Below are 26,187 nucleotides of genomic sequence, written 5' to 3'. Positions count from 1 at the left end.
GGATTCCATTTAAATCCCGAAATCAAAAAATACCAAAATCAGAAAATCTATAAATTATTCGCAGGTCTGTCTGCTATATTTTTACCAAAGTTGTAATTCGGTTTGTTACCCATCGTTACTACCATTGTACCACCTTTCAACAGGTCCTTGTGAGTGATAAAACTTTTCGTATAGGGTTTTCCGTTAAGTGTAATACTTTGAATGTAGATATTTTCGCTGCTGTTATTGACTGTTTGTACAGTAAATGATTTACCGCCCTGCAGTTTCAGGGTGGCTTTATCAAACAGGGGGCTACCCATTACGTAAACACCGTTGGCGGGGTTAACAGGGTAGAAGCCCAGGGAAGAAAACACGTACCAGGATGACATTGCGCCACAGTCTTCGTTACCTGCGAGGCCTTCAGGCTGGTCGAAATAAAAATCCTTCATCACCTGTCTTACTTTTTCTGCAGTCTTCCACTGGTTGCCCGCGAAAGCATACATATAGGTAACGTGGTGGCTAGGTTCGTTGCCATGCGCGTACATACCAATAAGACCGGAGATATCATTGGAAGCCTGCACACCCATATCACCTTTAGCGGTGAAAAGGCTGTCGAGTTTACGGGTAAAAGCTTCATCGCCACCCATCAGGCCTATCAGTCCTTCTACGTCGTGAGGCACCAGCCAGGTATACTGCCAGCCGTTACCTTCGGTGAAGTCACCTTTTTCGTGGATGGAGTTGAACGGATCATATGGTGTTTTGAAACTGCCATCACTCAGACGGGGACGTACAAATTTCATGGTGCTGTCGAAATAGTTTTTGTAGTAGGAAGCACGTTTTTTATAGTATTCGTAGTCTTCCTGCTTGCCCATCTTTTTGGCCATGGCGGCAATGCACCAGTCGTCAATGGCATATTCCAGCGCTTTGGATACAGATTCATATTCCTTATCGGCGGGAATGTATCCTCTTTCCTTCACATATTTAACGCCCAGGTCGTCACGCATGGAAGTAGCTTTCATGGCTTCCAAAGCTTCTTCAGCGTTGAATCCGGAGAATCCTTTCAGGTAAGCATCTGCAATCACCGGTACTGCGTGGTACCCCACCATACAGTTGGTTTCGCTGCCCATGAGTGGCCATACCGGCAGTTTACCCTGATGTTTGTGAATGGTGAGCATGGAGTTCACGAAGCTGTTCACTTTTTCAGGATGCAGGATAGTGGCCAGGGGAGCCGCAGAGCGGTAGATGTCCCAGAGGGAGAAAACGGAGTAATTATCGAAGCCCGGATTAGGGTATACTTTTTTATCGGTGCCGCGGAAGCTGCCGTTGTGGTCATTGAACAGCGCAGGGTCTATCATGGTGTGATAGAGGGCGGTGTAGAATACACGGCGGGTAGCTTCGTCTTTAGTCTGGATATTTACTTTAGACAGTTCTTTGTCCCATTTGGCGTTGGCGCTGTTGACAACTTTGGTAAAATCCCAGCCCGGCATTTCTGCGTTGATGTTAGCCAGCGCATTGGCACTGCTCACGGGGGAGATACCTACTTTTAACATTACCTGTCCGGGGGATTTAGCAAAGGAGATAACGCCTTTCACGTTTTTGCCTTTCAGGGATTTGCCTTCATTTTTAGTTTCTCCTTCGAAGACCATAAACTGTTTTACCGGCACAGAAGACTTGATGGTAAACCATACCCGTTGGTCTTCAGACCAGCCTTTGGAGAAACGGTAACCTTCCAGCGTGTAGTCGTCTATCTGGTGGATGTATGTTTCTACCGGGCCGTCCCAGCCGATACCTTCTTTCAGGTCGATGATGATATTGGATGGTTCGTTTTTAGGGAAGGTGTATTTATGCAGGGCTACTCTTTCAGTAGCGGTCAGTTCTACGTCGATGTTGTAGTCGTCCAGTTTTACCGCGTAATAACCGGGACGGGCTTTTTCGCGGGTATGAGAATAATGGGAGCCGTAGCCGGAAGTCGGATTGTCCTGTGTACCACGGTTGGTACGGACGTTACCGGTATAAGGCATGATCAGCACATCGCCCAGGTCGCCGATACCGGTGCCGCTGAGGTGCATCTGGGAGAAGCCGATTACAACACTGTCGGAGTAGTGGTATCCGGAGCACCAGTCCCAACCTTTAACGATGTTGGTAGGTCCTACCTGAACCGCGCCGTAGGGCACGCTGGCACCTACAAATACGTGTCCATGACCACCTGAGCCGATGTACGGGTCTACCGCTGCTACCGATCTGCTTTCGCTGAAGCCTTTGGCGGGCTTTTTCTGTGCATCGGCTTCAATGCTGTTGAGCATCATGGCCGACAGGGTCAGCGCGCCACCGATCCTAAATCCCATGTTCATAACTAAATCCTTTTAGCAAGCTAATATACGGGGTCAGGATAACTTTTTTAACATTTTTTTTGTGAATGGAAAGAGTAGGGCCTTGGGCGTCGGGAAATAACTTTTTTGTTAATGGTATTAACAAAAAATCAGAGATAGGTAGGAACGCTGAGTAGCTGCTGAATATGATTTTAGATAGGGCAGTAGCCATGGTAATGTAACGGGCTGTAAGACCCCATAGCGCCCTGTCAGAGAATGGGGCCGGGGGTACAGAACCAGGAGATGGCTAAAAGCTAAACAGGACTGTTAACCGTCAGTTCTAAGGCAATCTGATAAAAAATATGGCCACATGCCTGGGCATGTGGCCATTTCGTCTATAAGTTGGCGTAAAAGTGATATCGTTGGCATATCTCCGTTCCTTATGCCTGGGCTACCGGCTCCAGTACAGGGGCAGCTTCCTCAGGCTTAGGTGGTTTCACCAGGAACTTTTTAGTAAAGATTTCATACGCGATCATCAGCCATAACACCAAGCAAGGCAAGGCCTTCAGTGCATAAGGCACCGCAAGATTTTTCCTCACCCAGGGGGTTACCACATCGGAGTGAGAGAAACTTACCAGCAGTATGGCAAAAAACAGAAATATATTATTGGCCCGGGTAGACGGCTGCATCACGTACCAGATACAAATAGCCGGGATGGCAATAATGTAGGTAGGTGATTCTGAGCTGGTACTAAACAGTACCGGGAACATCAGCACAGAGCACAAAATATATAAACGGTAACGGGAGTTATAACGGTAAGGCAGCATGATATACTGAGCCAGGAAGATGATCATAGCTGGTATCAGCACATAGGTATTGCTCAGCCAGGGAATATGAAATACTCTTTTGATAAAACCTCCGGCAGAAATATCCTGGAAAATGGTTGTCACGGCTTCGTTCAGGGTATTCTTATGTGCCAGGGCAGCATACCATTCAAAATAACAGTTAATCACATACTGAGGGCTGGAAATCAGCATCGGTAATGCAAACAAAATTCCTCCCCACAGGAAAAGCCCAGCTATCAGGCGTTTGGGATTACTACTGAAAAAGAAGAAGGCCAGTCCTACAATCCCGTAGATCTTTGTGAGCGTGCCGAGTACAATAAAAAACGCTGCCCACATATCCTTTCCTTTGACAATGGAAGCGAAGGTAAGGATGATGAATGCCCCAACAAACTGGTTCATCTGAAACCACCCGCTGGCTCCCATCAGTTCCTGGGTGCAGAGCAGGAGGATAATATTTTGCTGAATACGGTTAAGCGGTAGCTGCCGGATAGCATAATACAATACCCCGGCACCGGTGAGTGCCCACAGTAAAGCGCCCAGTCTTGTCTCCAGCCCCGCAAAAGGAGCTATGACAACACTGAAAACCGGACCGTACAGGTTTACATCGTAGTATTCCTGCGGATATTCGATATATAACGGTTGCTGATGTATCAGATGGAAGAATACATTCTTGAAAATGAGGAAGTTATTGATATTCCCTCTAGAGATTTCCGTGATGGCTCCAACAAATGCCAACCCAAACCAAAGGAACATGATCAACCATTCCTTTTCTCCTAAATACGTCAGCAGGTTCCTTTTCTCCCGCGCAGCTATGTACTTCATCGTAGGTTCAAATACTATAATATGCTTATGTGACGCAGCAATCAGCCTTATCCCTCTATTGAAGGACTATAATTATTCAGGTAATCTGTGGATGATAACTATTCTTCAGAAGAAGACCACTGCCTGGATTGCAGGTTGATGGCGGTTATGGCACCTCCGATAACCAGAATGGCTACGGCCATAACAAAAACAAAAAGTGTTACCATGTAATCGTATTTTTTTGCATTCGCGGGCACAAAGATATAGAATAGTTGTCCTGAAAGACGCAAAGGGTACGACCTTTGTGTATTTTTTGTGTGGCACGTTGCGTGACATTTTTACGTAAATTAATCTTATGAATAAGTATGGCACTAAACATAAGAAACGAGCACGGGCAGCAGAAGACAGATTAACTTTTCAGGAACGGCTGGCCGCCCTGCGTAATATCCCCGCCTTTTTCAGAATGGTATGGCAAACCAGCCCCGGATTAACGATTGCCAATATCCTGTTGCGTATCGCACAGTCTGCCATGCCGGTATCACTGTTGTATGTAGGTAAGATGATCATTGACGAAGTAGTGCTTATCTCCAAAGATCAAATCCACCCAACCCCGCAGCTGCTGTGGCAGCTGGTAGCCCTCGAATTCGGACTCGCCATACTTTCCGACGCCCTTAGCAGAGCCATCACACTCATGGACAGCCTGCTGGGAGATCTGGTAGCCAACCATACCTCCGTAAAACTCATGGAGCATGCCGCCTCGCTGGATCTTGATCAATTTGAAGATTCAGAATTTTACGATAAACTGGAACGGGCCCGGCAGCAAACCATTGGCCGGACAATCCTGCTTTCGCAAGTCCTCAGTCAGGTGCAGGACCTGATCACCATGGGCTTTCTGGCCGCCGGGCTGATAGTATTCAATCCCTGGCTGATATTACTGTTGCTGGTGGCGGTTATCCCCGCCTTTCTGAACGAATCGCACTTTAACCACCTGCATTACCGCCTTACCTGGGGGCAGACTTCCGACCGGCGGGAACTGGACTATATACGCTACCTGGGCGCTAGCGACGAAACAGCCAAAGAGGTGAAGGTATTTAACCTGTCGGATTTTCTTATTCAGCGCTTCCGTGTGATATCCGACAAGTTTTATAATGATAAAAAGGACCTGGAATCGAGACATGCCATCTGGGGCACCTTCTTCGCCTTACTGGGCAGTGCCGGTTATTATACAGCCTATATCATCATCATCCTGCAAACGATCAGTGGCGGGCTTTCTATCGGTAGTCTCGCTTTCCTTGCCGGCTCCTTCCGGCAGCTGCGTACTACCTTCCAGGGTATTCTGATACGTTTCTCCAGTGTCACACAGGGCGCCATGTACCTCAGAGACCTCTTCGAGTTTTTCGAGATACAACCCCGGATGACTTCTCCCAAACATCCCCGGCCTTTTCCTCACCCGATCGGGCAGGGATTCACTTTTGAAGATGTAGGTTTTAAATATCACAACTCCGATAAATGGGCTATCCGTCACCTTAACTTCACCCTGCATGCCGGCGAAAAGCTCGCGCTGGTAGGGGAGAACGGTGCCGGTAAAACGACCCTTGTCAAACTACTCGCACGTCTATACGATCCGGCGGAAGGACGTATCCTTCTCGATGGTGTAGACCTCCGTGAGTACGATCTCAACGAACTTCGTACGCAGGTAGGCGTTATCTTCCAGGATTACCAGCGCTACCAGATGACGGTAGCCCAGAATATCGCCGTCGGCAACATCGATCAGGGACATAACCTTTCGTTGATACAGGATGCGGCCCGTCAAAGTCTGGCTGAACCGCTCATCGAAAAAATGCCCCTCGGATATGAGCAGATGCTCGGCCGTCGCTTCAATCAGGGTATTGACCTCTCCGGCGGTGAATGGCAGAAAATAGCCCTGGCACGTGCGTATATGAAAGATGCACAGCTCCTCATTCTCGATGAACCCACTTCTGCACTCGATGCTCGTGCTGAGTACAACGTATTCCTCCGCTTCGCCGACCTGACAAAAGATAAGACTGCCGTGTTGATATCACACCGGTTCTCTACCGTGCGTATGGCTAATCGTATACTCGTGCTCGAAAAAGGTCAACTGGCAGAGATAGGCAGTCATGAGCAACTACTGGAACAGAAAGGGAAATATGCGGAGTTGTTTGAGTTGCAGGCGGCAGGGTATAAGTGATAATTGAGGCGTTTTTTGTAATATTGATACTGCGATTTTCCTTAACCCGTCTATCATGTTGCAAGAACTATTCTCAGAATTTATCAGCATCTATCCCGGCGAAAAAAATAGTGTCAAAAATGGAGGTAATAGGTCATATGGCCATCTTCGCTCCACTAAAATATTAACAGAAATTCTTCCTAAAGCACTACAGGAAGCTTCTGGTCTTTCTACTGAACAATATCTGTCTAAAGGTTCAGTAGGTAAGGGGATCATGGCGGAAGTCCCACACTTATCTATTCTCGATAAAACTATTACCACCTCTCCGGAAGAAGGTTATTACATCGTTTATCTCTTCGATTCGCGCATGACAAAGTTTTATCTGGTCTTGTTGCAAGGCTGGACTCAGTTTGAAAATGCGCATGGTCCGAGAATAGGTAAAAGAATCATCCTGAAAAACAAACGCGCGCTACAAGAGCAATTCAGCCCTATTACTAACTTCTCGACTAAGGAAATCGATCTATTAGCAGAAAGAACACGCACGAAAGGGTATAGATGGGGAACTGTTTTTAGTCAGGTTTATTTCATAGATGAAATGCCCACTGACCAGATGATAATAAACGACCTACAGAAAATGGTCGGGGTATATAGCACCATGAAAGAAGTCATTGGACCTTCTATTGTTAACATCACCATCCCTACAGAAGAGGATTTTCAAGATGCCATTCAAGATCTTCCTCCCGCAACATTACCTGATGGACCAATCGCCAAACCATCCCAACAACCCATAATACCCACCAAATGGCCGCGTAGCGAACGTATTGCTTCCAAAGCATTATTGAATGCTAACTATAAATGTGAAGTAGATAATCGACACCAAACTTTTAAATCAGGGAAAACTAAAAAACCTTTTGTAGAAGCGCATCATCTTATCCCTATCTCATTACAAGATGGGTTCCGATACAGCATTGATGTTCCAGAAAACATCATCGCCCTCTGTCCTAATTGCCATAGGGCTTTTCATCATGGAGAAAATGCTCATAAAAAAGACCTTGTCAAAAGATTCTTTCAAGAGCGAAAAATTAATTTACACTTTCGAGGTATTGAAATAGACGAAAAAACACTCATCGACACTTATATCAAAGACGATTATTTTGATGAATAAGAGGTGCATTATCACCTCTTATTCATGAGGATTCCTACTGTATTTTATACCAAGGTAATCCCTGTGCACCCTTCGGATGATGAACAGCCGTCTTCAGACTATCCTCATGAATTTCAAACCAAGCAAAAGAACTACGCCCATTAGGGTGATACATAGTAGGATAAACCTTGTCATTGTTAATCTCAAACCAGGGCTGCGTATGCGTTCCAGTGGCATGGTTAACAGTTGTAAAGATCTGGTTATCTCGGATCTCAAACTCAGCCTGCCCTCTCCATCCTTCTGGATGATGCAAAGTTCTGTAGATGTACATGTGTGAAGATTTTTTGGGTTAAAAACTTTCAAAGTCTTAGTGATGCGATTAAAGCATTTTTTTTAAAAACGCAATAGGCAGATAAAGGTACTATTTTTAATTCCTTGATGGTTCGATTAAAACAGTATTGACCAATGCAGAAATACAGGGAGTATGCCTCTTTCAATTCCTCAATGGTCCAATTAAAACTGGTGGCGGGACCGTAACCGACGCTATAGCCATGCAATTTCAATTCCTTTATGGTCCAATTAAAACTACTATATTATCGATACTTCGCAGTCCATGGCTTATATTTCCATTCTACATAGTACGATTAAAACCGGGTGAAAAGCCATTCGCGCCAAGTTTTTTAGCCGGATTTCAATTCTACATAGTACGATTAAAACGGATTATCCTTCTTTAAAAAGAATGATGCCTACCGGGATTTCAATTCTACATAGTACGATTAAAACCCTTTCCATATCAGCACGGCTGGGCGCCAGTTTTACATTTCAATTCTACATAGTACGATTAAAACCAAGATTTCAGGAGGCCTTGTTATCACCTCTCCACAATTTCAATTCTACATAGTACGATTAAAACCAGCTGCTCATTGACAGTATTGAATACTATAAAAAATTTCAATTCTACATAGTACGATTAAAACGTGGTGAATTTGGTGTTAAGGACTTAAATCGTGCGAAATTTCAATTCTACATAGTACGATTAAAACCCGTAATCGTCGGCAAAATTCCAAAGGCCAATAAAGGATTTCAATTCTACATAGTACGATTAAAACCACATACGAAATGCTGCCTCTAACAGAAAGAAACAAAATTTCAATTCTACATAGTACGATTAAAACCAGATCCCAATGCCAGAAAAGTGGTTGTAAGATAATTTCAATTCTACATAGTACGATTAAAACCGGCTGAATCAATCAATTGATAGTTGGCACCATCTAGATTTCAATTCTACATAGTACGATTAAAACCCTAACAATTTCAAACGCACCTCCCTTGCCCATTAAGCATTCCATCCTCCCAATTTACCAATTTTTCCGCACAACAAGTCGTCGACCTCTAATAATAAGATTCCCCCCGGGGATCGACGACTTTCTAGGATTTCTTTCGTTCCACCAGTAATTCCCTTGCTTCAACATTGAGCGCTTCGGCGATGGCGAAAAGTGTTTCAATGGTAGGCTGTATTTTATTTGTACACCATTTGGAGACGGTGTTAATGTTCATGTCGAGCGTTTCTGCCAGCCATTTATTAGTTTTTTGTTTTTCGGCCAGGACTGCTTTTATCCGGTTAAATATTTTGCCACTCATGTATAAGCTTTTAATGCTAATTTTTTAGCTATATACGCAAAACGGATGAAAGCAAAAAATTTTTCTGTATATAAATATGTCCACAATACATATTTATAGTATATTAGTATATATCAAACCCCAAACATTATGCAACCCTCCATGTTCCATTTCACTCATCTCACCCCGACAGAAGAAGCCAACCCTTACCTCACGCTTCATCGTTTTTGCATGCTGATGCCGTTATGTGAGGTAAGGCTAATTATGCATAACTGGTTAATGGAATCTTTGTCCGCGGAAGATACTATTTACGAAGAGGCAGCAGAAAGATCGCAGTTATTATTGATGTACAATCAGTTATTGTCGCTAATCGATGCAGCGTATAAAATATCGTATAGTCCTAACAGTTATACAACATAAAAAAATTTAAATGCCATATAACAAGCCACCAATAAGCATTTCAAGATAATTAAATTATCAAGATTGAAAAATTATTTTGGAGATATTAAAAAAATTATTCCATCTTTGCACTGTTAAAAAAATCATAAAACATGTACCGCAATTTTTATCACATACCACAATTACACGCCGTAGCCTCAAAAGGCTATATCGTTTGCGGGGCATGTTATGCTACAGAATAGTTGAATAAACGAATTCGATATAACACAAGCCCCGCAAGAGATTGCGGGGTTTTTTATTTTGGAAAAATGATGAAGAATTTATCAATAAATCGCATACAATTTAGCATACGGCCACTAGGCGGTAAGCATTATCATGCGCATAAACTTCAACGACACCGGTGTATAACTGCATGAGCAATCATGTGAAAGATATCTAAAGCCGGTCGTTGTAAAATGACCGGCTTTTTTGTTGCCCCAAAATGGCCTGACCACAAATGTGTTTTTGGTTAAAACTCAGTCAGGCCAATAGTTTCACGGTTTAGGTAGTTCAATGGTAGAACGTCCGGTTGTGGTTCGGAAGATTAGGGTTCGACTCCCCACCTTTACCCAATCGTGAGTGCTGCGATGACGGTGTATCGCAATGGTCTGTAAAACCATCGCCTTAGGGCTTAGCAGGTTCGAATCCTGCCACTCACACCAGGCTTTTAGCCAAAAGAGACTTCCCTGCCAGGGAAGTAGAGGAATAGTCGTGTACGCAAACCAGGTGAGGGTTTCAGAGAACCCCGCAGTGCAACGGTAGTAACTGGTTGTATGCTGTTGCGGCATGAGGTATTCTTCAAAATCAGGATCTATGGGTAGGAGGTTCGAGTCCTCCCTGTTTAAAAAACAGTAGCTCATTTGGGTAGAGCAATAGACAACAATAAGGGTTCGACTCCCACCTTTTACGGAAAGGATAAGTCTGTGTGGTCAGGCAGAAGCGCGCTCCTTCTCAAAAAAGCGCACCAGAAGCCAGGGTTATATGTCCCTATTACTACGTCAAAAGGGCGTGGTCAACCAATCCGGTCTACACCAGCAAACAGCTGTAAATGTTTTTGAAATCGTGTCCAATAGTCTCCTTCCGCCACTAACAGAGACGCATACACGAACTGAAGGCTGTTTCCGTGAAAACGGGATGGACAGTAGCGCTGGCTTTAATTTTTCATCCCCCTAAAAAAACAAAAAATGAAAAGAGTAATCATCAATGCGTACGAAATCGGGCTCGTCTTCAAAAGAGGCGTATACCAGCGCATGCTTACCGAAGGAAACTACTGGCTCTTCAGTGAACAGGTAGAAGTGTATAACATCAATCAGCCTTTCAACGCACCGGTAGAACTCAACATCCTCCTGCAGGATAAGTCCCTGGCGGATTCCCTGCAGGTCATCGAGGTAAAAGAAACAGAAATCGTGCTGATGTATCAGAATGGTTTGCTGAAACAAGTACTGACAACCGGAAGATATACTTTCTGGAAAAGTGTGATCGAATACAAATTCGTGAAAGCAGATACCAGCAAAATAAACATCACCGAAAAAATAGACAGGGCCACCCTGAACCACAAACTGGTGCAGCCTTACGTAAGGACCATCACCGTGGAAAACTACGAAAAGGCCGTGCTTCTGATCGATGGTAAATACGAGATGATACTGTCTCAGGGTGTGTATTACTGGTGGAAAAATGATATCTCCATTACGGTCAGCAAGGTAGATATCAGACAGCGGCAGCTGGAGATCAACGGACAGGAAATCCTGACCAAAGACAAGGCTGCACTGCGGATCAACGCCTGGGCGCAGTACAAGGTGAATGATATCGAAAAAGCAGTACTGGAAAACAAAGACTACGAAAAACAACTGTACGTCCTGTTTCAGCTGGCACTGCGGGAATACATCGCCGGCCTTGGCTTCGATGAATTGCTGGAGAAAAAAGATACCCTGTCCGGATTCATTCTGGATGCAGTGAGCAAAGGCGCGGAAGACCTCGGTACTGCCGTTACCTCCTTCGGTATCAGGGATATCATCCTTCCCGGCGATGTAAAAGACATCATGAACCAGGTGCTGGTAGCGGAGAAAAAAGCGCAGGCCAACATCATCATGAGAAGGGAAGAAACCGCCAGCACCAGAAGCCTGCTCAATACAGCCAAACTGATGGAAGATAATCCCATGCTGTTTAAGCTGAAAGAAATGGAATATGTGGAGAAAATAGCAGAGAAGATCAACAACATCAGCGTTTCCGGCAACGGTGTGCTGATTGATCAGCTCCGGCAGATCTTCATCAGCAAATAGTTTCTTCAGAAAAGAGTTAACTTCGCGGTTGACTCTTTTCTAATTTTTGCACACTATGCACGGACGTAACCGAAACGATATATACCCAGGCCTGGAAGTAGCGATCATTCTCAAAAAAGACCAGCGTACCGGCAAGCGTACCTATGGTATTGTACAGGATATCCTCACCTCGGCACCCTACCATTCCCGCGGCATCAAAGTAAGGCTGGAAGACGGACAGGTAGGCAGAGTAGACGAAATCAATGTCACAGAAGAAGACTGACATTTTCACTACATATAAACATCAATTCTAAGGTGATGATGCCATCACCATCACGCAGAAAAGTCGTACTTTGACGACGTTTCAAGAGTGCAGATTACATGCGGAATATAACTACCCTCAATGATGTTCACCAGCAGTTTGCCGAGTACTTCGAAGTACCGGTCCTGAAGCCGTATGCTTACCTGCTGTCTAAAAAACTCAGTGAAGGGCATATCTGCCTGGACCTCGACAGTATCAGTGAAGAACAGGACAACCTTCCCGGTTTCTATCAGATCGCGGAAAACGGTGCTGCCCCACTGGCAGCCATCCCGCTGGTAGGTAAAGACGGAAACGATTCCCAGCCTTTTGTACTGTTTCAAAACAGACTGTACCTGCAACGGTACTACCGCTACGAAACCAACTTCCTGCAACATATCAACGATTTTTTTACTGCAGAAAAAGCACTGCAGTCCGATAGGATTGCCCTCCTCAGACAACAGCAGGAACTGGTAAAGCAATTGTTTGCCACCACCGGTCAGCTTCGCGAAGGCGACGATCCGGCCGACTGGCAGCTGGCTGCAGCCATCACCGGAGTACTCAACAACTTCACCATCATCACCGGCGGGCCCGGTACCGGTAAAACCACTACTGTGGCCAAATTGCTGGCCATCCTGTATGCCACCGATCCCGCCCTGAAAGTAGCCTTGGCTGCACCTACCGGTAAAGCCGCCGCCAGGATGGCTGAAAGTCTGCGTAACACCACCATCCCGGTAAGCCCCGACATCGCGGCCCGATTCCAGGAACTGAGCCCTTCCACTATACACCGGCTGCTCAAATCCATCAAAAACAGTCCGTACTTCCGGTACAACAAAAAAAATCCGCTCACCTATGATGTAGTCATCATCGATGAGTGTTCCATGATAGACGTGGCCCTGTTCGCCAAACTGCTGGATGCCATTCATCCGCAGACACGCCTGATACTGCTCGGAGATAAAGACCAGCTGGCCTCTGTAGAAGCAGGAAGCCTTTTCGGCGACCTCTGCCAGGCGCAGGAGAAACTAAATACATTCTCCGGAGAAAGATTACAGCTCATCAACGGGTTCATTACCGACGACAGCCGTAAAATTTCATCAGCACAGGAAGAACAACATTCCACACACCCGCTGTTCCAACACCTCGTGGAGCTGCGGCGCAGTCACCGTTTCACCGGCCATACCGGTATCGGTAAATTCAGTAAAGCGGTCATACAAAACAATCAGCCGGCCATCCGGAGCTTCTTTCCGGCCGGTGCCGACAGTCAGGTAGTGATCGATCAGACTAATTCGGCAGCACTGTTTGAAGATTTTATCGCCGGATATGAATCTTTTATCAACGAAACGGATACCCGCACCGCCCTTCGCAAACTCAACGATCAGCGTGTACTCGTGGCCATCCGTGAAGGTGCTCAAGGCCTCTACGCCATCAACCGGGATATCGAAAGATACCTGCATGATAACGGCAAAATCAGGGTCAATGCTGAATTCTACGAAAACCGGCCCATCATCCTTACCCGTAACTATTATGAGCACGGGCTGTTCAACGGGGACACCGGCATTATCCGGCCCGATGAAAACGGGGTGCTGATGGCCTGGTTTGAAGACAGCAACGGAGAGTTGAAAGGTGTACTGCCCGGTTATCTGACACTGGCGGAAACAGCTTTCGCCATGACCATCCACAAAAGCCAGGGCTCCGAGTTCGGGAAGGTGCTGGTGATATTGCCGGACGCAGCAGATGTACCCATCCTGACGCGGGAGCTGTTGTATACCGCTGTCAGCCGCGCCCGTAACAAAGTATATGTGCAAGGCTCCGCAGAAGTAATCCTGGCAGCTGCAGAACGTTTTGTGGCCAGGGCTTCCGGCATTGCGGCCAGATTCATTGCCCAGGCTGGCAATGACCAAACAGGAAATTAACAATGGCTATATATCTAAAGGTTTCAAATTCACTCAACAGTCTCGCTGCCAGCCTTTCAGACGATCTGAAGGCGGCGGGCAATGGTGTGTTTCAACCTCATTATATCATCACTCAGACGGAGGGGATGAACAACTGGTTAAAGCTGCAACTGGCCTATAAAATGGGCATTGCGGCCAACTGCCGGTTTATGAAACCCAACGACCTGCTCTTTCATCTTTACCTTTTGCTGGGAGGCCCTTTTACACAGGTACTCTCTCCGCAAAACCTCAGCTGGCTGCTGTTTAAGCTCCTGGGAGAACCCGAGTTTGCGGAGAAATATCCCGAAGTAGCCGCCTACTTTAACGAAGGAGAAGGAGAGAGTGAATTAAAACGTATGGGACTGGCCGAAAAAGTAGCCGACTTACTCGACCAGTACCAGGTATACCGTCCGGAGATGATCCGGGAGTGGAGCCAGGCCAATCCGGCCCTGCTCAAGGATGACGACTGGCAAGCCTGGTTATGGGCCAAAGTAAAAGCCCTCTCTGGCAACGCTTTACCCGATAAAACCCTGGTGGGCAATTATATCCTCGAAACCCTTTTCTACAAAGGGCCACACGCGGGGTTATCCAACAAGATGCCGGCTGTGCATCTCTTTGGCCTCTCTATCATCACGGCTTATCACGTAAAGATCTTACACGAACTATCTTCTTACATAGACATTCATTTTCATATCATCAACCCAGCACCCGTGGTGTATTGGTTTGATGACAAAAGCGAAAAACAACTGGCACGCTGGCGGCTGAAAGGATTGGAAGAACAAAAATCCACTGATCCGATGAACGTCGGCAATCCACTGCTCACCGGCTGGGGCCGCGTGATACAGAACACCTTCGGGCTGTTTTTTCAATACGAGGCTTTTATCAACGCCTACGAAGAAATAGGCATCGAAGAGCCGATCGCCGATACACTGCTGCATAAGATCCAGCACGATATCTTCTCTGCCGCCACTACCAACAGGCACCCGCTTACCCTGGAAGATGTGCAGGACGGCACTGTCACGATCAACTCCTGCTATACCATCGCCCGGGAAGTAGAAGTGCTGTACAACTACCTCGTACACCTGGTAGACCAGCGGCAGGAATCCCTCTCCCCCCGAGACATTGTAGTGATGGTGAGTGATATCGATGCTTATGCACCTTATATCAAAGCGGTGTTCAACAACGCACCGCATAAATTCCGCTATACCATCGCGGATGAAAGTTATACCGATAACGACAACCTCTTCAACGCGCTGTATGCGCTGCTGACCATCAACGAAGAAAACTTCACTGCCGAAACAGTGATGCAGCTGCTGGATTTTTCATATATCCGTAACCGTTTTGGACTAAACGATCCTGTACGCATCAGGAATGTGGTAGAAGCGGCCAATATCCGCTTTGGCATAGAAGGCAGCAAAATGGAGGAAACCCACTTCGTAAGCTGGCGCTATGGGATACAGCGTATCATGTATGGTATTTGTATGAGTGGGGAAGAAGAATATGGTTATGGTGATGATAGCTTTTTCCCGCTGGACATGCAGGAAGGCAGCGATGCCCATGAAACAATCCGGTTCTGCCATTTCGCAGAAGTGCTGATGGCCTCTATCGAAGATCGGCGGAAACTGCGTACCATCTCCGACTGGGTGAAGTATGCAGAACAGATCGTGCACAACCTGGTGTTTGAACAACAGGAAGAAGTAGATGAAGACCACAACACCCTCATCAAACAGTTGACAGATTACAACGCCCTGAATGAATATATGCAGCAACCGGTGGCCTTCGAAGTATTCAGCCACAGCCTGTTGCAGGCTCTCACCGGCACCACCAGGGCCGGCCTCTTCGTCAACGGAGGTATTACCTTCTGTTCGTTGATCCCTATGCGTAGTATTCCATTTAAGGTGGTAGCACTCATGGGTCTCAACTTCGACAAGTTCCCCCGCCGGGAGATCAAGTCCAGCTTCAATCTCATGGAAAAGCAATGGCAGCGCGGCGATCGTAATGTAAAGGAAAACGATAAACATCTTTTCCTGGAAACGGTGCTGTCTGCCCAGCAATATTTATACATCAGCTATGCCGGCCGTAATGCCAAAGACAACAGTCTTTTGCCACCATCGGCCCTAGTAGATGAACTGGTGGATTACATCGTTTCCGGTGTTGAAGACGGAGCGGAGAAAGTACGGGAGCTGCTGATTACGCAGCAGCCGTTGCAGGGCTTCAGCCGCAAATACAGCATGGGCGATGACCGCCTGTATAGTTACCTCAACGCCTATACGGTTTCCGCAAAAGAAGTCATCAACCCACAGAAAAAAGTCGATCCGCTCACCTTCGATGAAGTAAGCCTGGAAGAGCTGGTCAGCTTCTTCAAAAATCCATTCAAGGCTTATTACAACAAAGTGCTGGGCATCTATTATAACGATGAACAGATTCTGCTGAGTGAAACAGAGCTTTTCAGCCTGAACAACCTGCAGAAATGGAGTATTAAAAATCAGCTGTTGCCGGTAGGGGAAGGGGATACCCGCATCCTGCAGAAGACGCTTGTTAAAAAAGGGCAGCTACCGTTGAGCAATATGGCCTTTGTGGCCATACAACAGGTAGAGGAGGGGGTACATCCTGTGCGTACGCTGTACGAAGCCTGTACACAGGGCACCACCGAACAAAGAGCTTCCTTTGAAACAACAATAGACGGCACACTCCTGAAAGGTCATATCAACAGCATCTACCATGATCAGCTGTTACAGATTTCCTGGTCCAAAAGTGAAACCAAGTATCTGGTGGAAGCTTATGTCCGTTATCTGGCTGGTATTGCCTCCGGGGCTGTCAAAGGAATGCAGTTTATCTCCGGAGCCAGGAAAGAGGCTGTATTTACCGCTGCACGCCTGTCAAAGGAATTGGCGTATAGCCGTTTACGTGAACTGCTGACCATTTATAAATCCGGCTTTAACCGGATCTTCCCCTTCTATCCTGACTTTGGCAGCAAGCCCGCCGATCTGAAAGAGCTGGACGTTGATAAATTCGCCAAGCTGGTAGAAAACAAACTGAATAATTATCAATACCCATGTAATGATAATTATATCATGCAGGAATATGAAAAAGGATTTTTCGAAGAAGAGCATGTGCTGGCAGCTTACAAGCGTGCTTGTGAACTGCTGATTGTTCCGTTGGCCGAAATTTTTCCTGACTATTACGACTAAACAATGACGGATAACAGATATCAACATTTTGTAGCAACCGATGTACCGCTGGAAGGGAGCAATCTGATAGAAGCCAGTGCCGGCACAGGGAAGACGTATTCCATCGCTATCCTGGTGCTGCGGCTGATATTGGAGCAGCAGCTGTCTGTAAAGGACATCCTGATGGTGACCTTTACCAAAGCCGCTGTGGCCGAACTGGAAGACCGTATCCGGCTGTTTATCCGCAAAGCTTACACTGTCAGCTTTGGCAATCCGGTTGACGATGATACCATCGTGAACCTGGTACTGAATGCCGTGGACCAGTGGGGAGCTGTGGAAGTCAACCACCGCCTGCGTGACGCCGTATTGCTACTCGATGAAACATCTGTTCTTACCATCCATAGCTTCTGTCAGCAAACGCTGAATGAATTTGCCTTCGAAACAGATCAGCTGTTTGGCGCCGAAATGGTGCCGGATACCACCCCCATCATCGAAGGCGAACTCAATAAGTTCTGGCGCAAACATGTTACCACGCTGCAACCTATTCTGCTGCAGTCACTGTGGTACGAAAACATGCGCACTGATATCCAGCAGGTATTGCAGGAACATCTCAGCGGGAAAAAATACCTGGGCTTCAACGCAAAAGAAGATTACCGCATTACCGCTGCCCAGCAAAGCAGCTGGCTGGAAGAACTGTTCTCCCTCCGGCAGCAGCAAACTTCAGCAGAAGGGGCCCTGCATCAGCATATCATCAACAACAGGGAGGACCTGGCTTTCACCTGTAATACCAATGCCAATGCGAGAAAAGGCATTCTTCCCCTGATTGATAAACCCGCGGAATTTGCGGCTATCATCCGGGAAAGAAAAAAATCTGCCTATATCCGCGAATTATTTCCGGACATCCTGGAGCAATGGGAAACAATAGACGTTTTCGACGAAACCGTCACCCAGCATAAACAATCGCTGCGCCGGCAACTCAACTGCCTCGCGATACAGGAAGTGATCACCGGCGTGCGCTCTCATAAGGAACGCAGTAATATGCTGAGTTATGATGACCTGATCAGTCATCTTAATCTGGCACTGGTACAAAAAGACAATCCCGGCCTCATAGCATCGCTGCAAAACAAATACAAAGCCGTGTTTGTAGATGAGTTCCAGGATACTGACCGTCAACAGTATGAAATTTTCAGTCATGCTTTCGGCGAAAACACCATCCTGTTTTATATCGGTGATCCCAAACAAAGTATCTACGCCTGGCGTAAAGCTGATATTTTCACCTACTTCGATGCCCGCAACAGCGTTCAGCGTCTCTATGATATGAACCATAACTATCGTTCATCAGAGAACCTGATTGCTGCTATGAACCGCTTTTTCAAGCCCACCGAAGATTTCGACACCTTCGAGTTTGACGGCGAAAAAGACAGCATCCGGTATATTGATGTGATGGCGCCCGAAGAAAGCAGCAAAGGCTTTCTATACAGAGCAGAAGATAAAGAAGTGCCCATCACCATCTACAACTGTAAAAACAAAGATGAAATTGCCAGTGCAGTCGCCGCGCAGGTAGCGCAGCTGTTGCTCGATCCGGCCTACCGGATTGTGAAAGATAAAGCCCAGACGATCACCCCTTCCGATATTGGTATCCTTGTACGTACCGGAAAAGAAGGTAAAGATATCAAGCAAAAGCTGGCCCATCTGGGTATTCCGGCGGTGACGATAGATGATACCAAAGTATTAAATACGGCCGAAGCCCTGGAGGTGCTGTATCTCCTGGAAGCGATGGAAACACCGGAAAGGTCTACCATCAACCGGGCGCTGTTGTCTCCTTTTACCGGCTTTAGTGTACAGGATATTCTCAATCTGGACGATGAGATAGCCCTCACCCGCTTTGGCAACTACCGCAACCTGTGGCAGGAAAACGGAGCCTATACAGCGCTCATGACGTTCATTGCCGACTTCGGCGTGCGCAACATCCTGCTGAGCGATCATTCCAAAAACGGAGAACGGGCCATTACCAACCTCTATCAGTTGACAGAACTGGTACATCAGGTGCAGAACCGAAAAAACCTGTCTATGCGCGACCTGATCTCCTGGCTCAAACGCGGTATAGACGGCATGCTCGTAGAAGGTGATGAGTACACCCAACGGGTGGAAAGTGATGAAGAAGCGGTGAATATCGTCACTATTCACAAAAGTAAAGGGCTGGACTACCGGATCGTACTGGTGCCATATCTGGATTTCAGGAATAGTGATGCTGCTTTTATCGCCTTCAGAGACCCGGACACCGGTGATTATATCAATGCAGAAGCTGCCCGTATCAGCCCTGAACAGAAAGCCGCCCAGCAAAAACAGCAGGTACAGGAAGACCGCCGCCTGATTTATGTGTCCATCACCAGAGCTGTGTACAAATGTTATCTCTTTAAAAATAACAGCAAGCTGGCTGCTGAATCCTCCTTTGCGAAATTCACCAGCGCCTTGTTGCTGAATCCTCCCGATCCTTCGCTGATTGAAGTAGTAGATGCTTTACCGGCAGAGCCGGAGCAACGTTACCGCAAAAGCAAGCTGGCAACGGTCCGGAATACAACGCCAACACCGGTATCCTTTTATCTCCGGGAAGAGAACTGGCGTAAGATGAGTTATACCATGCTGGCCGCCAAACCCGAACAGAAGCCCCGTATGCGTTCCGCCCAACAGGAAAGCGAATACGATAACTTCATTTTCCACACCCTGCGGAAAGGTGCTAAAACAGGGAACCTACTGCACTTCATCTTCGAAAACATCAACTTCGCCGATGACGGTCAGTGGGAATACTGGATCAATGAAGCGGTAGCCCGCTTTGTTCCCGGACAAGGAGAAATATACTTGCCCATGCTGCAGCAGCTTTTACAACATGTGATGCATGCCAATATCCAGATTGGTAAAAACCGCTTCCAGTTGGCTTCTGTAGGCAAATACAAACGGATGGCCGAACTGGAATTCGATTTCCCGGTGCCCGTTTTCAGAGCCAATATGCTCAACGCTCTTTCGGATGATGAACTAACAGTAACGGTTAAACGTTTTTCTGAAGATAGAAATCATGAGCTGGAAGGTATTATGAACGGGAAAATTGACCTGTTCTTTGAACATAACCACCGGTACTATATCCTCGACTGGAAATCCAACTACCTGGGTGGCATTGTGGAAGACTATACCCCATCGGCATTAGCGGCTGCTATGAATGAAAACAACTACCATCTGCAATACCTGATATATACCGTGGCAGTAAAAAAATACCTGGAAAGCAGATTGCCGGGTTTTAACTATCAAAAACATTTCGGTGGTATCATCTACTGCTTTGTACGTGGAATCCGTAATAATGGCAACCAGGGTATTTTCACTGCCAGACCCGATCTGGAAAAGATTAGCATCCTGGAAGATATGCTCACCGCCAAAAGTCACCGCTATTAAAGCAGCTTCAGGTCTTTCGTGATTTTATCAATATCTGTATTCAGATTAGGTCCAATGGCGCAGCAGGTTTTGGTAGGTACCCCTCCGAATTCTGTGAGTCCGGAATCCGTTATCAGCGTGGCATTCAGCCCGTCTTCCAGGGCCTGCTGGTATACACGGTCCAGCTCTTCTTCAGAATCCACAGACAAGCATATCTTGGTAAATCCTTTGGTCATCCATTCCTGTACTTCTTCCGGATTACGGATATTCGTTTGCAATGTATTTCCCTCTATGGTAGCATGACGGGTAAGAAACGCGATGGAAGCATGGGCACCCTGCGCAATCATTTTACCTTTTCTCATATTCAGGTCTTTCCGCATTATAATTACCTGCTTTACAATTCTCGATGACATGGTATTGCTCCTTTTTCTTAAATTACCATAAATGTAACCTATATGAGGATACTATCCCTGACCTTTGCCCTACTTCTTTTTGCCCTCTCCCTGCATGCGCAGTCAGATACAACACTTCTTCGTAAAGCATGGGTAGGGCCGGAGCTGGCCTATTTGAATTTCGATCAGAAAAGATATTCGATGGATTTTTATAGCCAGTGGCCTCAGCATGGAACTTATGTGCTATCTGGCGATACAATCAGATTTAATAATGCTGAATATTTTGGCGAACGGAATCGCATCAGAGGTAATGCGGATTTCCTGATCAAGCGGCTCACCAGGGACAGCCTGATTCTTATTCCCATTAACGATTTGGCTAATAAAAAGTTAAGAGGACAGCCTATACTCTATTACAAAGATCAGGCGCTGACAGTTAAAAAGGACCTTCATTTTGATAGCCTTATTTTTAAATCCACCTCTTCCTATTCGTCTAGCCCCGCGATGGAAATACAGATAGATCAAAAGAAACAAGTGAAATTCAGAGGCTCGATGTATGTCATAAAGGATGGGAGTTATACAGATATTTTACCAGATTCTACCTATCAGCAGCTGTTGTATCTTCTCAGCATATCTGAACTGGACCACTTAAAAGCCTGGGAACAAGAGGTATTTGATGACAAGAGGCTTTCATTGCAAATATGGTACAATAACAAGATGATGTTTATTGAATGCTGGCACTTTCCTATGGTCGCAGATAAACTGAAACAGCTTTTATTAAAGATATCGGCAACAACAAAGCTGGAAAGAACATCCTTCAGGAGATTGTAAGTCCCTATCCATAAAGGGTCTGATGCGTTAGCATATCATGTGAAAATTTAAATACACTTTATACCTATGAATACATCAAAAATTGAGAATAAAATCTCTAAGGAAAGAAATGTGCTTGTTGTTTTACAAGAAGATGGAACCATAAATTCAGAAACGCAGGACTTAATCAATAAGTTTTGTGGGAAGGTAATAAACAGTTTCGCTGAAATTCAGGCTAACCCAAGCGATAAAAGAATCTACGTATGCGGCGATATCACCAGCATCAAAGATGAGTTTGGACCTTTATACATTATAAAAGAACTCTCCTGCAATTACGAAAATTATAATAAAAACAATATTCACATTATAACACTTGGCGAAGTTCCTATTGTCGTTAGTAATGCGGGTGTATATTTTAGAAAACTATTTACTGATAACGATTACTTTGATAAGATCAAATCAGAGCATGAATTTCAGGAATTAACGGAGTCAAACAAACCATCCAAAGCATTCAGGAAAGGAATATACCTAACTAAAGTAACGAAAGCCGAAAATGAAGATGGGAGCGAGGTTCTGCACTATCGCCTTTTGAGATGTTCAAGTAACTTAACCGGTCCTACTGATAATTTCCGCGCCACTGATCACAAAATCATCGATTCGTTGAATGAGGCTGTCAAATATGTTTTTGAGTATAAAACGGACCTGAATCATGTATTGGCACAGATATATGAAAACAGAATGAGAACAGAAGGCACTGATAAGGAAGTGAAATCAAGAATTAAAGCACATTCTGACAAAACCAAGGATATGCCACAGGATGGGCTTATTGTCTTTTGTACTTTTTATGACAACGTTGACATCAAGCATCTGAAACCATCCTCCACAGACAGATATGACAGGTGTTATAAAGAAGTGAGTGGTTTAACAAAGCTTCACTTCAAATTAAAAAGCACCGTTAATGATGATTCATTGGAAAAAGAATTCAGTGTTACTTTATATCCTAATTCTGTATTCATGATTCCACTTTCTACCAATAGATTATACACACATGAAATCAGACCATCTATGCTGAATGCTGACAGCATTCCAACAAGATTGGGCTATGTAGTTCGTTGTTCCAATCTGGAAGCTCAGCATGTGAATAATCAAACTTACATCAGAGAAAATAACAACTTCATTAAACTGGAGAAAATGACTCCGGAAACACAGGAGGATTTAAGAAGTTTTTACAAAGAAGAAAACAAATCAGAGCAGGTTATCAAATACGGAAAAATTCATTTCAGCATGAATTCAGGTGACTATGAAAAACCAATATTTTAACGTAAACCCGTGGCAAAGAGATGATGATCAGTTCTGAGTTTAACAAAATTACGCTTGATTTAGAAACCAATTTATTCAATGAATTACTGAGCGCAACAGACTTTGCACCTGTTGCTAAAGGCAGAATCGGCAATCACCTGGTAAAGATGGACGGCAATCGTATCCCGATAGTGAGAACTACTACAAGATACAATATACCCGCCCATGATTTTTCTGCCATTCATAACATGCTTGTTGAGTGCATCAATGATTCTGTTAGAAAGAGTAATCTGGAAGACATACCTGCGCTGCATTTTAATAATGCCTTAATAGAAGTCTATGATGCCAGTTATTCCAAAATGAATTATCATTCAGACCAAAATCTGGATTTGGATAATGATTCATACATAGGACTTTTTTCCTGTTATGAAAACCCGGAAGAACTTTCAGCGCAGCACATTAGGAAACTAAAGATAAAAGATAAAGTAAGCGAAGAAGAGCAGGAGTATTCATTAACACATAATTCGGTCATACTGTTTTCATTATCCACCAACACAAAGTTCCTGCATAAAATTGTCCTGGATGCTGCTCCAAAACCATTGGTACCAGACAATAAATGGCTAGGCATTACATTCCGGACATCAAAAACATATATTCAATTTGAGGATGATTTACCTCGTTTTGCCAATGGGAAATTATTGGAATTAGCGAATAAGGAACAGGAAACAGCGTTTTACAAGCTGAGAGGGGAAGAGAACCGAAATCTGAATTTCGTTTATCCGGATCTAATATATACTGTGAATGCAGGAGATACCATGAAACCAAAGCACAGTTGATTGGTTCAGGCGCTCTATCAGAGCGGAAGACGGGACTCGAACCCGCTACCTACAGCTTGGGAAGCTGTCGCTCTACCAGGTGAGCTACTTCCGCAGGTATCTCTCTAAAGATAAAAAAAATACCCATAAAAACGGGGCCGTCTCAGAAGTAATTCTGGGACCCTTAGATTTAGCCTGACTGGATTTATTTATGCACTTCGTATGTGCATCCTCAAAAACTGAAAAAGAAAAAGGGTGCCTCAAATTTACTTTTGAGACACCCTCCAGTAATGAAGACTTGCGGAGATTCGGCCCGCCGGCGGTGTTATCTTTGACAGTCGGTGATAACACTTATGCCAGTCGGAGAAACAGGCTCAGCGCAGAAATGCGATCACATTTTCCCAAAGAATCCGGCAAGCTCCCTGGAATAGATCTCAGGCTGTTCCATCGCTGCAAAATGACCTCCTTTGCCCAGTATATTGAAGCTTACAACATTGGCCATCCTTTCCGCCCATTCTTTAGGGAATTGGGCTTCCTTGGGAAACAGCGACACCCCCGTTGGTACCTCTACCCGTTGGGAGGATTGCAGCCCCCCCATATAACCGGCGCGAGCATTCTCGGCATATGTTCTGATGGATGAATTAATGGATTGGCTTATCCAGTAGATCATAATGTTTGTGATCAGTGTGTCCATGCTAAGGCAATTTTCGAGATTTCCGTCATTGTCACTCCAGGCATGGAATTTTTCGATGATCCAGGAGGCCAGTCCCACGGGGCTGTCGTTGAGCCCATAACCCAGGGTTTGTGGCTTAGTTGACTGGATCATATTAAACGCGCCTTCCGTAAAGAACCAATGTTGTATTTGTTGCCCAAACGCCTGTTCGGCGGGTGTCATCGTTCCCCAGTCCTCACTGCCGTTGGGATAACCTACATCCGTTAAATGAATAGCCTTTACATTGCCTGGGAACTGCACTGCCAGCGACTTCGTGATCAAAGTACCCATATCACCGCCTGCGGCAAAGTAGGTGGAATATCCCAGTACTTCTGTCATGAGTTTGTTGAACAGGGCTGCCGTCCTATCGCTATTCAGGGCCGTTTGTTGGGAGAATCCAAACCCGGGTATGGAAGGGATCACGAGGTCATAAGAACGCCCGCCTTCAGTTGGATCGGTCAGCATTGGAATAATCGGGAGAAAGCGATAGAACGAGTCTGGCCATCCATGGCTCAGGATCAGCGGCGAGGTATTTTTTCCCTGGCCTTTTACATAAATGAAATGAATGGCAATGCCGTCTATTTCGGTCTTGTATTGGGGAAACTGGTTGATCTCTGCTTCGTGGGTTCTCCAATCGTACTCTGTCTGCCAATAGTGCACCAGTTCCCGCAAATACCCCGGATTGGTGCCATAATTCCACCCGGCATTTTCAGGTTCATCCGTCCACCTAGTTTGTTTTAGTCTTGCTGATAGATCGTTAAGTGTCTCTTGCGGTACATTAATGCTAAAAGGGTTCATAAACTGTTGTATTTATTTTGTTCGGTACAAAAATAGTCAGCAGGCTCCTCCTGTCATTGTAAAAAATTTACCAGGGATACTTGTCAGTAAGTCGAGGTTTACTTTGCATCCGGATTATCATTGGGAAATTGCAGGATCATTTCAGGCACCAGCTCATTTTCATCCAAGACTAATTGAGATCTCAGATACTCCATTGGCTTTAACCCTGTAAAATAGGCAAAATCTTTTATGAGATGGGCCTGGTCAAAATAACCGTACCGGTGGATGATGGAGAACCAGTCGATATGGGTCTTATTTTTTTGGATTTCAGTAATCACCTGCTGTAGCCGATGAACTCTTTGCAGGTATTTTGGTGAAAAGCCCGTATATGTTTTAAGCAGGTGAATGACGTGCTTTTGAGAATAGCCGGATTTCTGTATTAACCAGTCGATGGGTTTGTCGATATGCTGGTTTATAAATCTCACGATATGGTATCCCATGTTCTCTTCAACCGAATATTGTAAAAAGTAGTTTTCGATCAATGCGAACCTGTCTGCCAGGGCGGTGGCATTGAGTAGTTTTTCATACAATCGCATGAAGGAACTCCCAAAAACAGCTTCGGCCTCAACACCCGCATTGTCCAATACGGTAATAGGTATCTTCGTAAGCGAAAAAAAGCCACCCACCGTAAAACGGATACTGATGATAGTAGAATTGGGATTGTTTTTGTAAAGGATCGCCTGTTTCTGCATCCCCGAGATCCAGGCATTCTTAACCTCTTTTTTGCAACCGGTGTTTATTTCGGGATAAACTGTATTCAGGGTATTTTCATTCAGTTCGATCACGAGATTTATTCCGCCTTCCGGAAGCTCTTTGATGTAAGGTGTTGATAATGATCCGCTAACGTAAACAATGTGCTGAATGAAGCCTGAGAGCGGATAGGTTGGAATGTGCCGGTGTACTTTCATGATCGGATCAGTG

18 protein-coding genes, 3 tRNA genes and 1 CRISPR repeat array are annotated in these 26,187 nt (G+C 45.4%); of the genes, 13 read left to right on the top strand and 8 right to left on the bottom strand.

From position 1 onward, the window contains the following. Positions 1-47: 47 nt before the first annotated feature. Both KD145_RS20395 and KD145_RS20390 read right to left on the bottom strand, forming a co-directional pair. Positions 48-2,330 (bottom strand): GH92 family glycosyl hydrolase, encoded by a 2,283-nt coding sequence (locus KD145_RS20395; RefSeq protein WP_212001211.1) that lies wholly within the window; start codon positions 2,328-2,330, stop codon positions 48-50. 398 nt (positions 2,331-2,728) lie between these two features. Then, complete coding sequence (locus KD145_RS20390) at positions 2,729-3,955, bottom strand: glycosyltransferase family 87 protein (protein WP_212001210.1); 1,227 nt, start codon at positions 3,953-3,955, stop codon at positions 2,729-2,731. A gap of 334 nt (positions 3,956-4,289) precedes the next feature. Between KD145_RS20390 and KD145_RS20385 the strand changes: the two genes are divergently transcribed. After that, complete coding sequence (locus KD145_RS20385) at positions 4,290-6,143, top strand: ABC transporter ATP-binding protein (protein WP_249219469.1); 1,854 nt, start codon at positions 4,290-4,292, stop codon at positions 6,141-6,143. A 55-nt stretch (positions 6,144-6,198) separates the two neighbouring features. Continuing rightward, positions 6,199-7,287 (top strand): MrcB family domain-containing protein, encoded by a 1,089-nt coding sequence (locus tag KD145_RS20380; RefSeq protein WP_212001208.1) that lies wholly within the window; start codon positions 6,199-6,201, stop codon positions 7,285-7,287. 34 nt (positions 7,288-7,321) lie between these two features. Here KD145_RS20380 and KD145_RS20375 read toward each other — a convergent pair whose 3' ends face one another. Together KD145_RS20375 and KD145_RS20370 are read right to left on the bottom strand one after the other, a co-directional pair. Then, a complete protein-coding gene (locus KD145_RS20375) occupies positions 7,322-7,597 on the bottom strand; it encodes a hypothetical protein (protein ID WP_212001206.1) in 276 nt (91 codons plus the stop codon). A 27-nt stretch (positions 7,598-7,624) separates the two neighbouring features. Then, a CRISPR array of direct repeats spans positions 7,625-8,570; the repeat unit is 29 nt; unit sequence ATTTCAATTCTACATAGTACGATTAAAAC. 124 nt (positions 8,571-8,694) lie between these two features. Continuing rightward, positions 8,695-8,907, bottom strand: coding sequence for a helix-turn-helix transcriptional regulator (locus tag KD145_RS20370; protein WP_249219467.1), 213 nt, complete (start codon positions 8,905-8,907; stop codon positions 8,695-8,697). Positions 8,908-9,036: 129 nt separating this feature from the next. Between KD145_RS20370 and KD145_RS20365 the strand changes: the two genes are divergently transcribed. From KD145_RS20365 to recB, 8 genes are all read left to right on the top strand, one after another. Further along, positions 9,037-9,306, top strand: coding sequence for a hypothetical protein (locus tag KD145_RS20365; protein WP_212001204.1), 270 nt, complete (start codon positions 9,037-9,039; stop codon positions 9,304-9,306). A 522-nt stretch (positions 9,307-9,828) separates the two neighbouring features. Continuing rightward, positions 9,829-9,896: transfer RNA gene (locus tag KD145_RS20360), tRNA-His, on the top strand. Positions 9,897-9,899: 3 nt separating this feature from the next. Beyond that, positions 9,900-9,986, top strand: a tRNA-Tyr gene (locus KD145_RS20355). Between the two features lie 522 nt (positions 9,987-10,508). Continuing rightward, positions 10,509-11,603, top strand: coding sequence for a slipin family protein (locus tag KD145_RS20350; protein WP_212001202.1), 1,095 nt, complete (start codon positions 10,509-10,511; stop codon positions 11,601-11,603). A 55-nt stretch (positions 11,604-11,658) separates the two neighbouring features. Continuing rightward, positions 11,659-11,865, top strand: a complete 207-nt coding sequence (locus KD145_RS20345; protein WP_113615906.1) for a YwbE family protein — start codon at positions 11,659-11,661, stop codon at positions 11,863-11,865. Between the two features lie 98 nt (positions 11,866-11,963). After that, on the top strand, positions 11,964-13,793 hold the full coding sequence (gene recD / locus KD145_RS20340; protein ID WP_249219465.1) for an exodeoxyribonuclease V subunit alpha: 1,830 nt from the start codon (positions 11,964-11,966) through the stop codon (positions 13,791-13,793). 2 nt (positions 13,794-13,795) lie between these two features. Beyond that, entirely contained in the window at positions 13,796-17,002 is a 3,207-nt protein-coding gene (gene recC, locus KD145_RS20335; protein ID WP_212001201.1) for an exodeoxyribonuclease V subunit gamma, read from the top strand. 3 nt (positions 17,003-17,005) lie between these two features. Further along, complete coding sequence (recB, locus tag KD145_RS20330; RefSeq protein WP_212001199.1) at positions 17,006-20,425, top strand: exodeoxyribonuclease V subunit beta; 3,420 nt, start codon at positions 17,006-17,008, stop codon at positions 20,423-20,425. Here the strand turns inward: recB and pth2 are convergent. Then, on the bottom strand, positions 20,422-20,817 hold the full coding sequence (gene pth2, locus KD145_RS20325; RefSeq protein ID WP_212001197.1) for an aminoacyl-tRNA hydrolase: 396 nt from the start codon (positions 20,815-20,817) through the stop codon (positions 20,422-20,424). The two genes, recB and pth2, sit on opposite strands and share 4 nt — an antisense overlap. A 42-nt stretch (positions 20,818-20,859) precedes the next feature. Here pth2 and KD145_RS20320 point away from each other — a divergent pair, with 42 nt between their 5' ends. From KD145_RS20320 to KD145_RS20310, 3 genes are all read left to right on the top strand, one after another. Continuing rightward, positions 20,860-21,624 (top strand): DUF6438 domain-containing protein, encoded by a 765-nt coding sequence (locus tag KD145_RS20320; protein WP_212001195.1) that lies wholly within the window; start codon positions 20,860-20,862, stop codon positions 21,622-21,624. 66 nt (positions 21,625-21,690) lie between these two features. Continuing rightward, positions 21,691-22,923, top strand: coding sequence for a hypothetical protein (locus KD145_RS20315; protein WP_212001193.1), 1,233 nt, complete (start codon positions 21,691-21,693; stop codon positions 22,921-22,923). Positions 22,924-22,943: 20 nt separating this feature from the next. Beyond that, on the top strand, positions 22,944-23,738 hold the full coding sequence (locus tag KD145_RS20310; protein ID WP_212001191.1) for an alpha-ketoglutarate-dependent dioxygenase AlkB: 795 nt from the start codon (positions 22,944-22,946) through the stop codon (positions 23,736-23,738). A 21-nt stretch (positions 23,739-23,759) separates the two neighbouring features. Here the strand turns inward: KD145_RS20310 and KD145_RS20305 are convergent. The 3 genes from KD145_RS20305 to KD145_RS20295 form a co-directional block, all read right to left on the bottom strand. Beyond that, positions 23,760-23,832, bottom strand: a tRNA-Gly gene (locus tag KD145_RS20305). A gap of 276 nt (positions 23,833-24,108) precedes the next feature. Next, positions 24,109-25,227: an epoxide hydrolase family protein gene (locus KD145_RS20300; RefSeq protein WP_212001189.1), complete on the bottom strand. Its 1,119-nt coding sequence runs from the start codon at positions 25,225-25,227 to the stop codon at positions 24,109-24,111. Between the two features lie 98 nt (positions 25,228-25,325). Then, a complete protein-coding gene (locus KD145_RS20295) occupies positions 25,326-26,174 on the bottom strand; it encodes an AraC family transcriptional regulator (RefSeq protein ID WP_212001187.1) in 849 nt (282 codons plus the stop codon). Positions 26,175-26,187 lie beyond the last annotated feature (13 nt).

The organism is Chitinophaga sp. HK235 (assembly GCF_018255755.1).
Classification (GTDB): domain Bacteria; phylum Bacteroidota; class Bacteroidia; order Chitinophagales; family Chitinophagaceae; genus Chitinophaga.
Note: the sequence above shows the minus strand (reverse complement) of the source record. Positions and strands in the feature narration are given on the sequence as shown.

Excerpts from the sequence above, each read along its gene's own strand:
- KD145_RS20395 (WP_212001211.1), bottom strand. The coding sequence starts at position 2,330 with ATGAACATGGGATTTAGGATCGGTGGCGCGCTGACCCTGTCGGCCATG.
- KD145_RS20390 (WP_212001210.1), bottom strand. The coding sequence starts at position 3,955 with ATGAAGTACATAGCTGCGCGGGAGAAAAGGAACCTGCTGACGTATTTA.
- KD145_RS20385 (WP_249219469.1), top strand. The coding sequence starts at position 4,290 with ATGAATAAGTATGGCACTAAACATAAGAAACGAGCACGGGCAGCAGAA.
- KD145_RS20380 (WP_212001208.1), top strand. The coding sequence starts at position 6,199 with ATGTTGCAAGAACTATTCTCAGAATTTATCAGCATCTATCCCGGCGAA.
- KD145_RS20375 (WP_212001206.1), bottom strand. The coding sequence starts at position 7,597 with ATGTACATCTACAGAACTTTGCATCATCCAGAAGGATGGAGAGGGCAG.
- KD145_RS20370 (WP_249219467.1), bottom strand. The coding sequence starts at position 8,907 with ATGAGTGGCAAAATATTTAACCGGATAAAAGCAGTCCTGGCCGAAAAA.
- KD145_RS20365 (WP_212001204.1), top strand. The coding sequence starts at position 9,037 with ATGCAACCCTCCATGTTCCATTTCACTCATCTCACCCCGACAGAAGAA.
- KD145_RS20350 (WP_212001202.1), top strand. The coding sequence starts at position 10,509 with ATGAAAAGAGTAATCATCAATGCGTACGAAATCGGGCTCGTCTTCAAA.
- KD145_RS20345 (WP_113615906.1), top strand. The coding sequence starts at position 11,659 with ATGCACGGACGTAACCGAAACGATATATACCCAGGCCTGGAAGTAGCG.
- recD (WP_249219465.1), top strand. The coding sequence starts at position 11,964 with ATGCGGAATATAACTACCCTCAATGATGTTCACCAGCAGTTTGCCGAG.
- recC (WP_212001201.1), top strand. The coding sequence starts at position 13,796 with ATGGCTATATATCTAAAGGTTTCAAATTCACTCAACAGTCTCGCTGCC.
- recB (WP_212001199.1), top strand. The coding sequence starts at position 17,006 with ATGACGGATAACAGATATCAACATTTTGTAGCAACCGATGTACCGCTG.
- pth2 (WP_212001197.1), bottom strand. The coding sequence starts at position 20,817 with ATGTCATCGAGAATTGTAAAGCAGGTAATTATAATGCGGAAAGACCTG.
- KD145_RS20320 (WP_212001195.1), top strand. The coding sequence starts at position 20,860 with ATGAGGATACTATCCCTGACCTTTGCCCTACTTCTTTTTGCCCTCTCC.
- KD145_RS20315 (WP_212001193.1), top strand. The coding sequence starts at position 21,691 with ATGAATACATCAAAAATTGAGAATAAAATCTCTAAGGAAAGAAATGTG.
- KD145_RS20310 (WP_212001191.1), top strand. The coding sequence starts at position 22,944 with ATGATGATCAGTTCTGAGTTTAACAAAATTACGCTTGATTTAGAAACC.
- KD145_RS20300 (WP_212001189.1), bottom strand. The coding sequence starts at position 25,227 with ATGAACCCTTTTAGCATTAATGTACCGCAAGAGACACTTAACGATCTA.
- KD145_RS20295 (WP_212001187.1), bottom strand. The coding sequence starts at position 26,174 with ATGAAAGTACACCGGCACATTCCAACCTATCCGCTCTCAGGCTTCATT.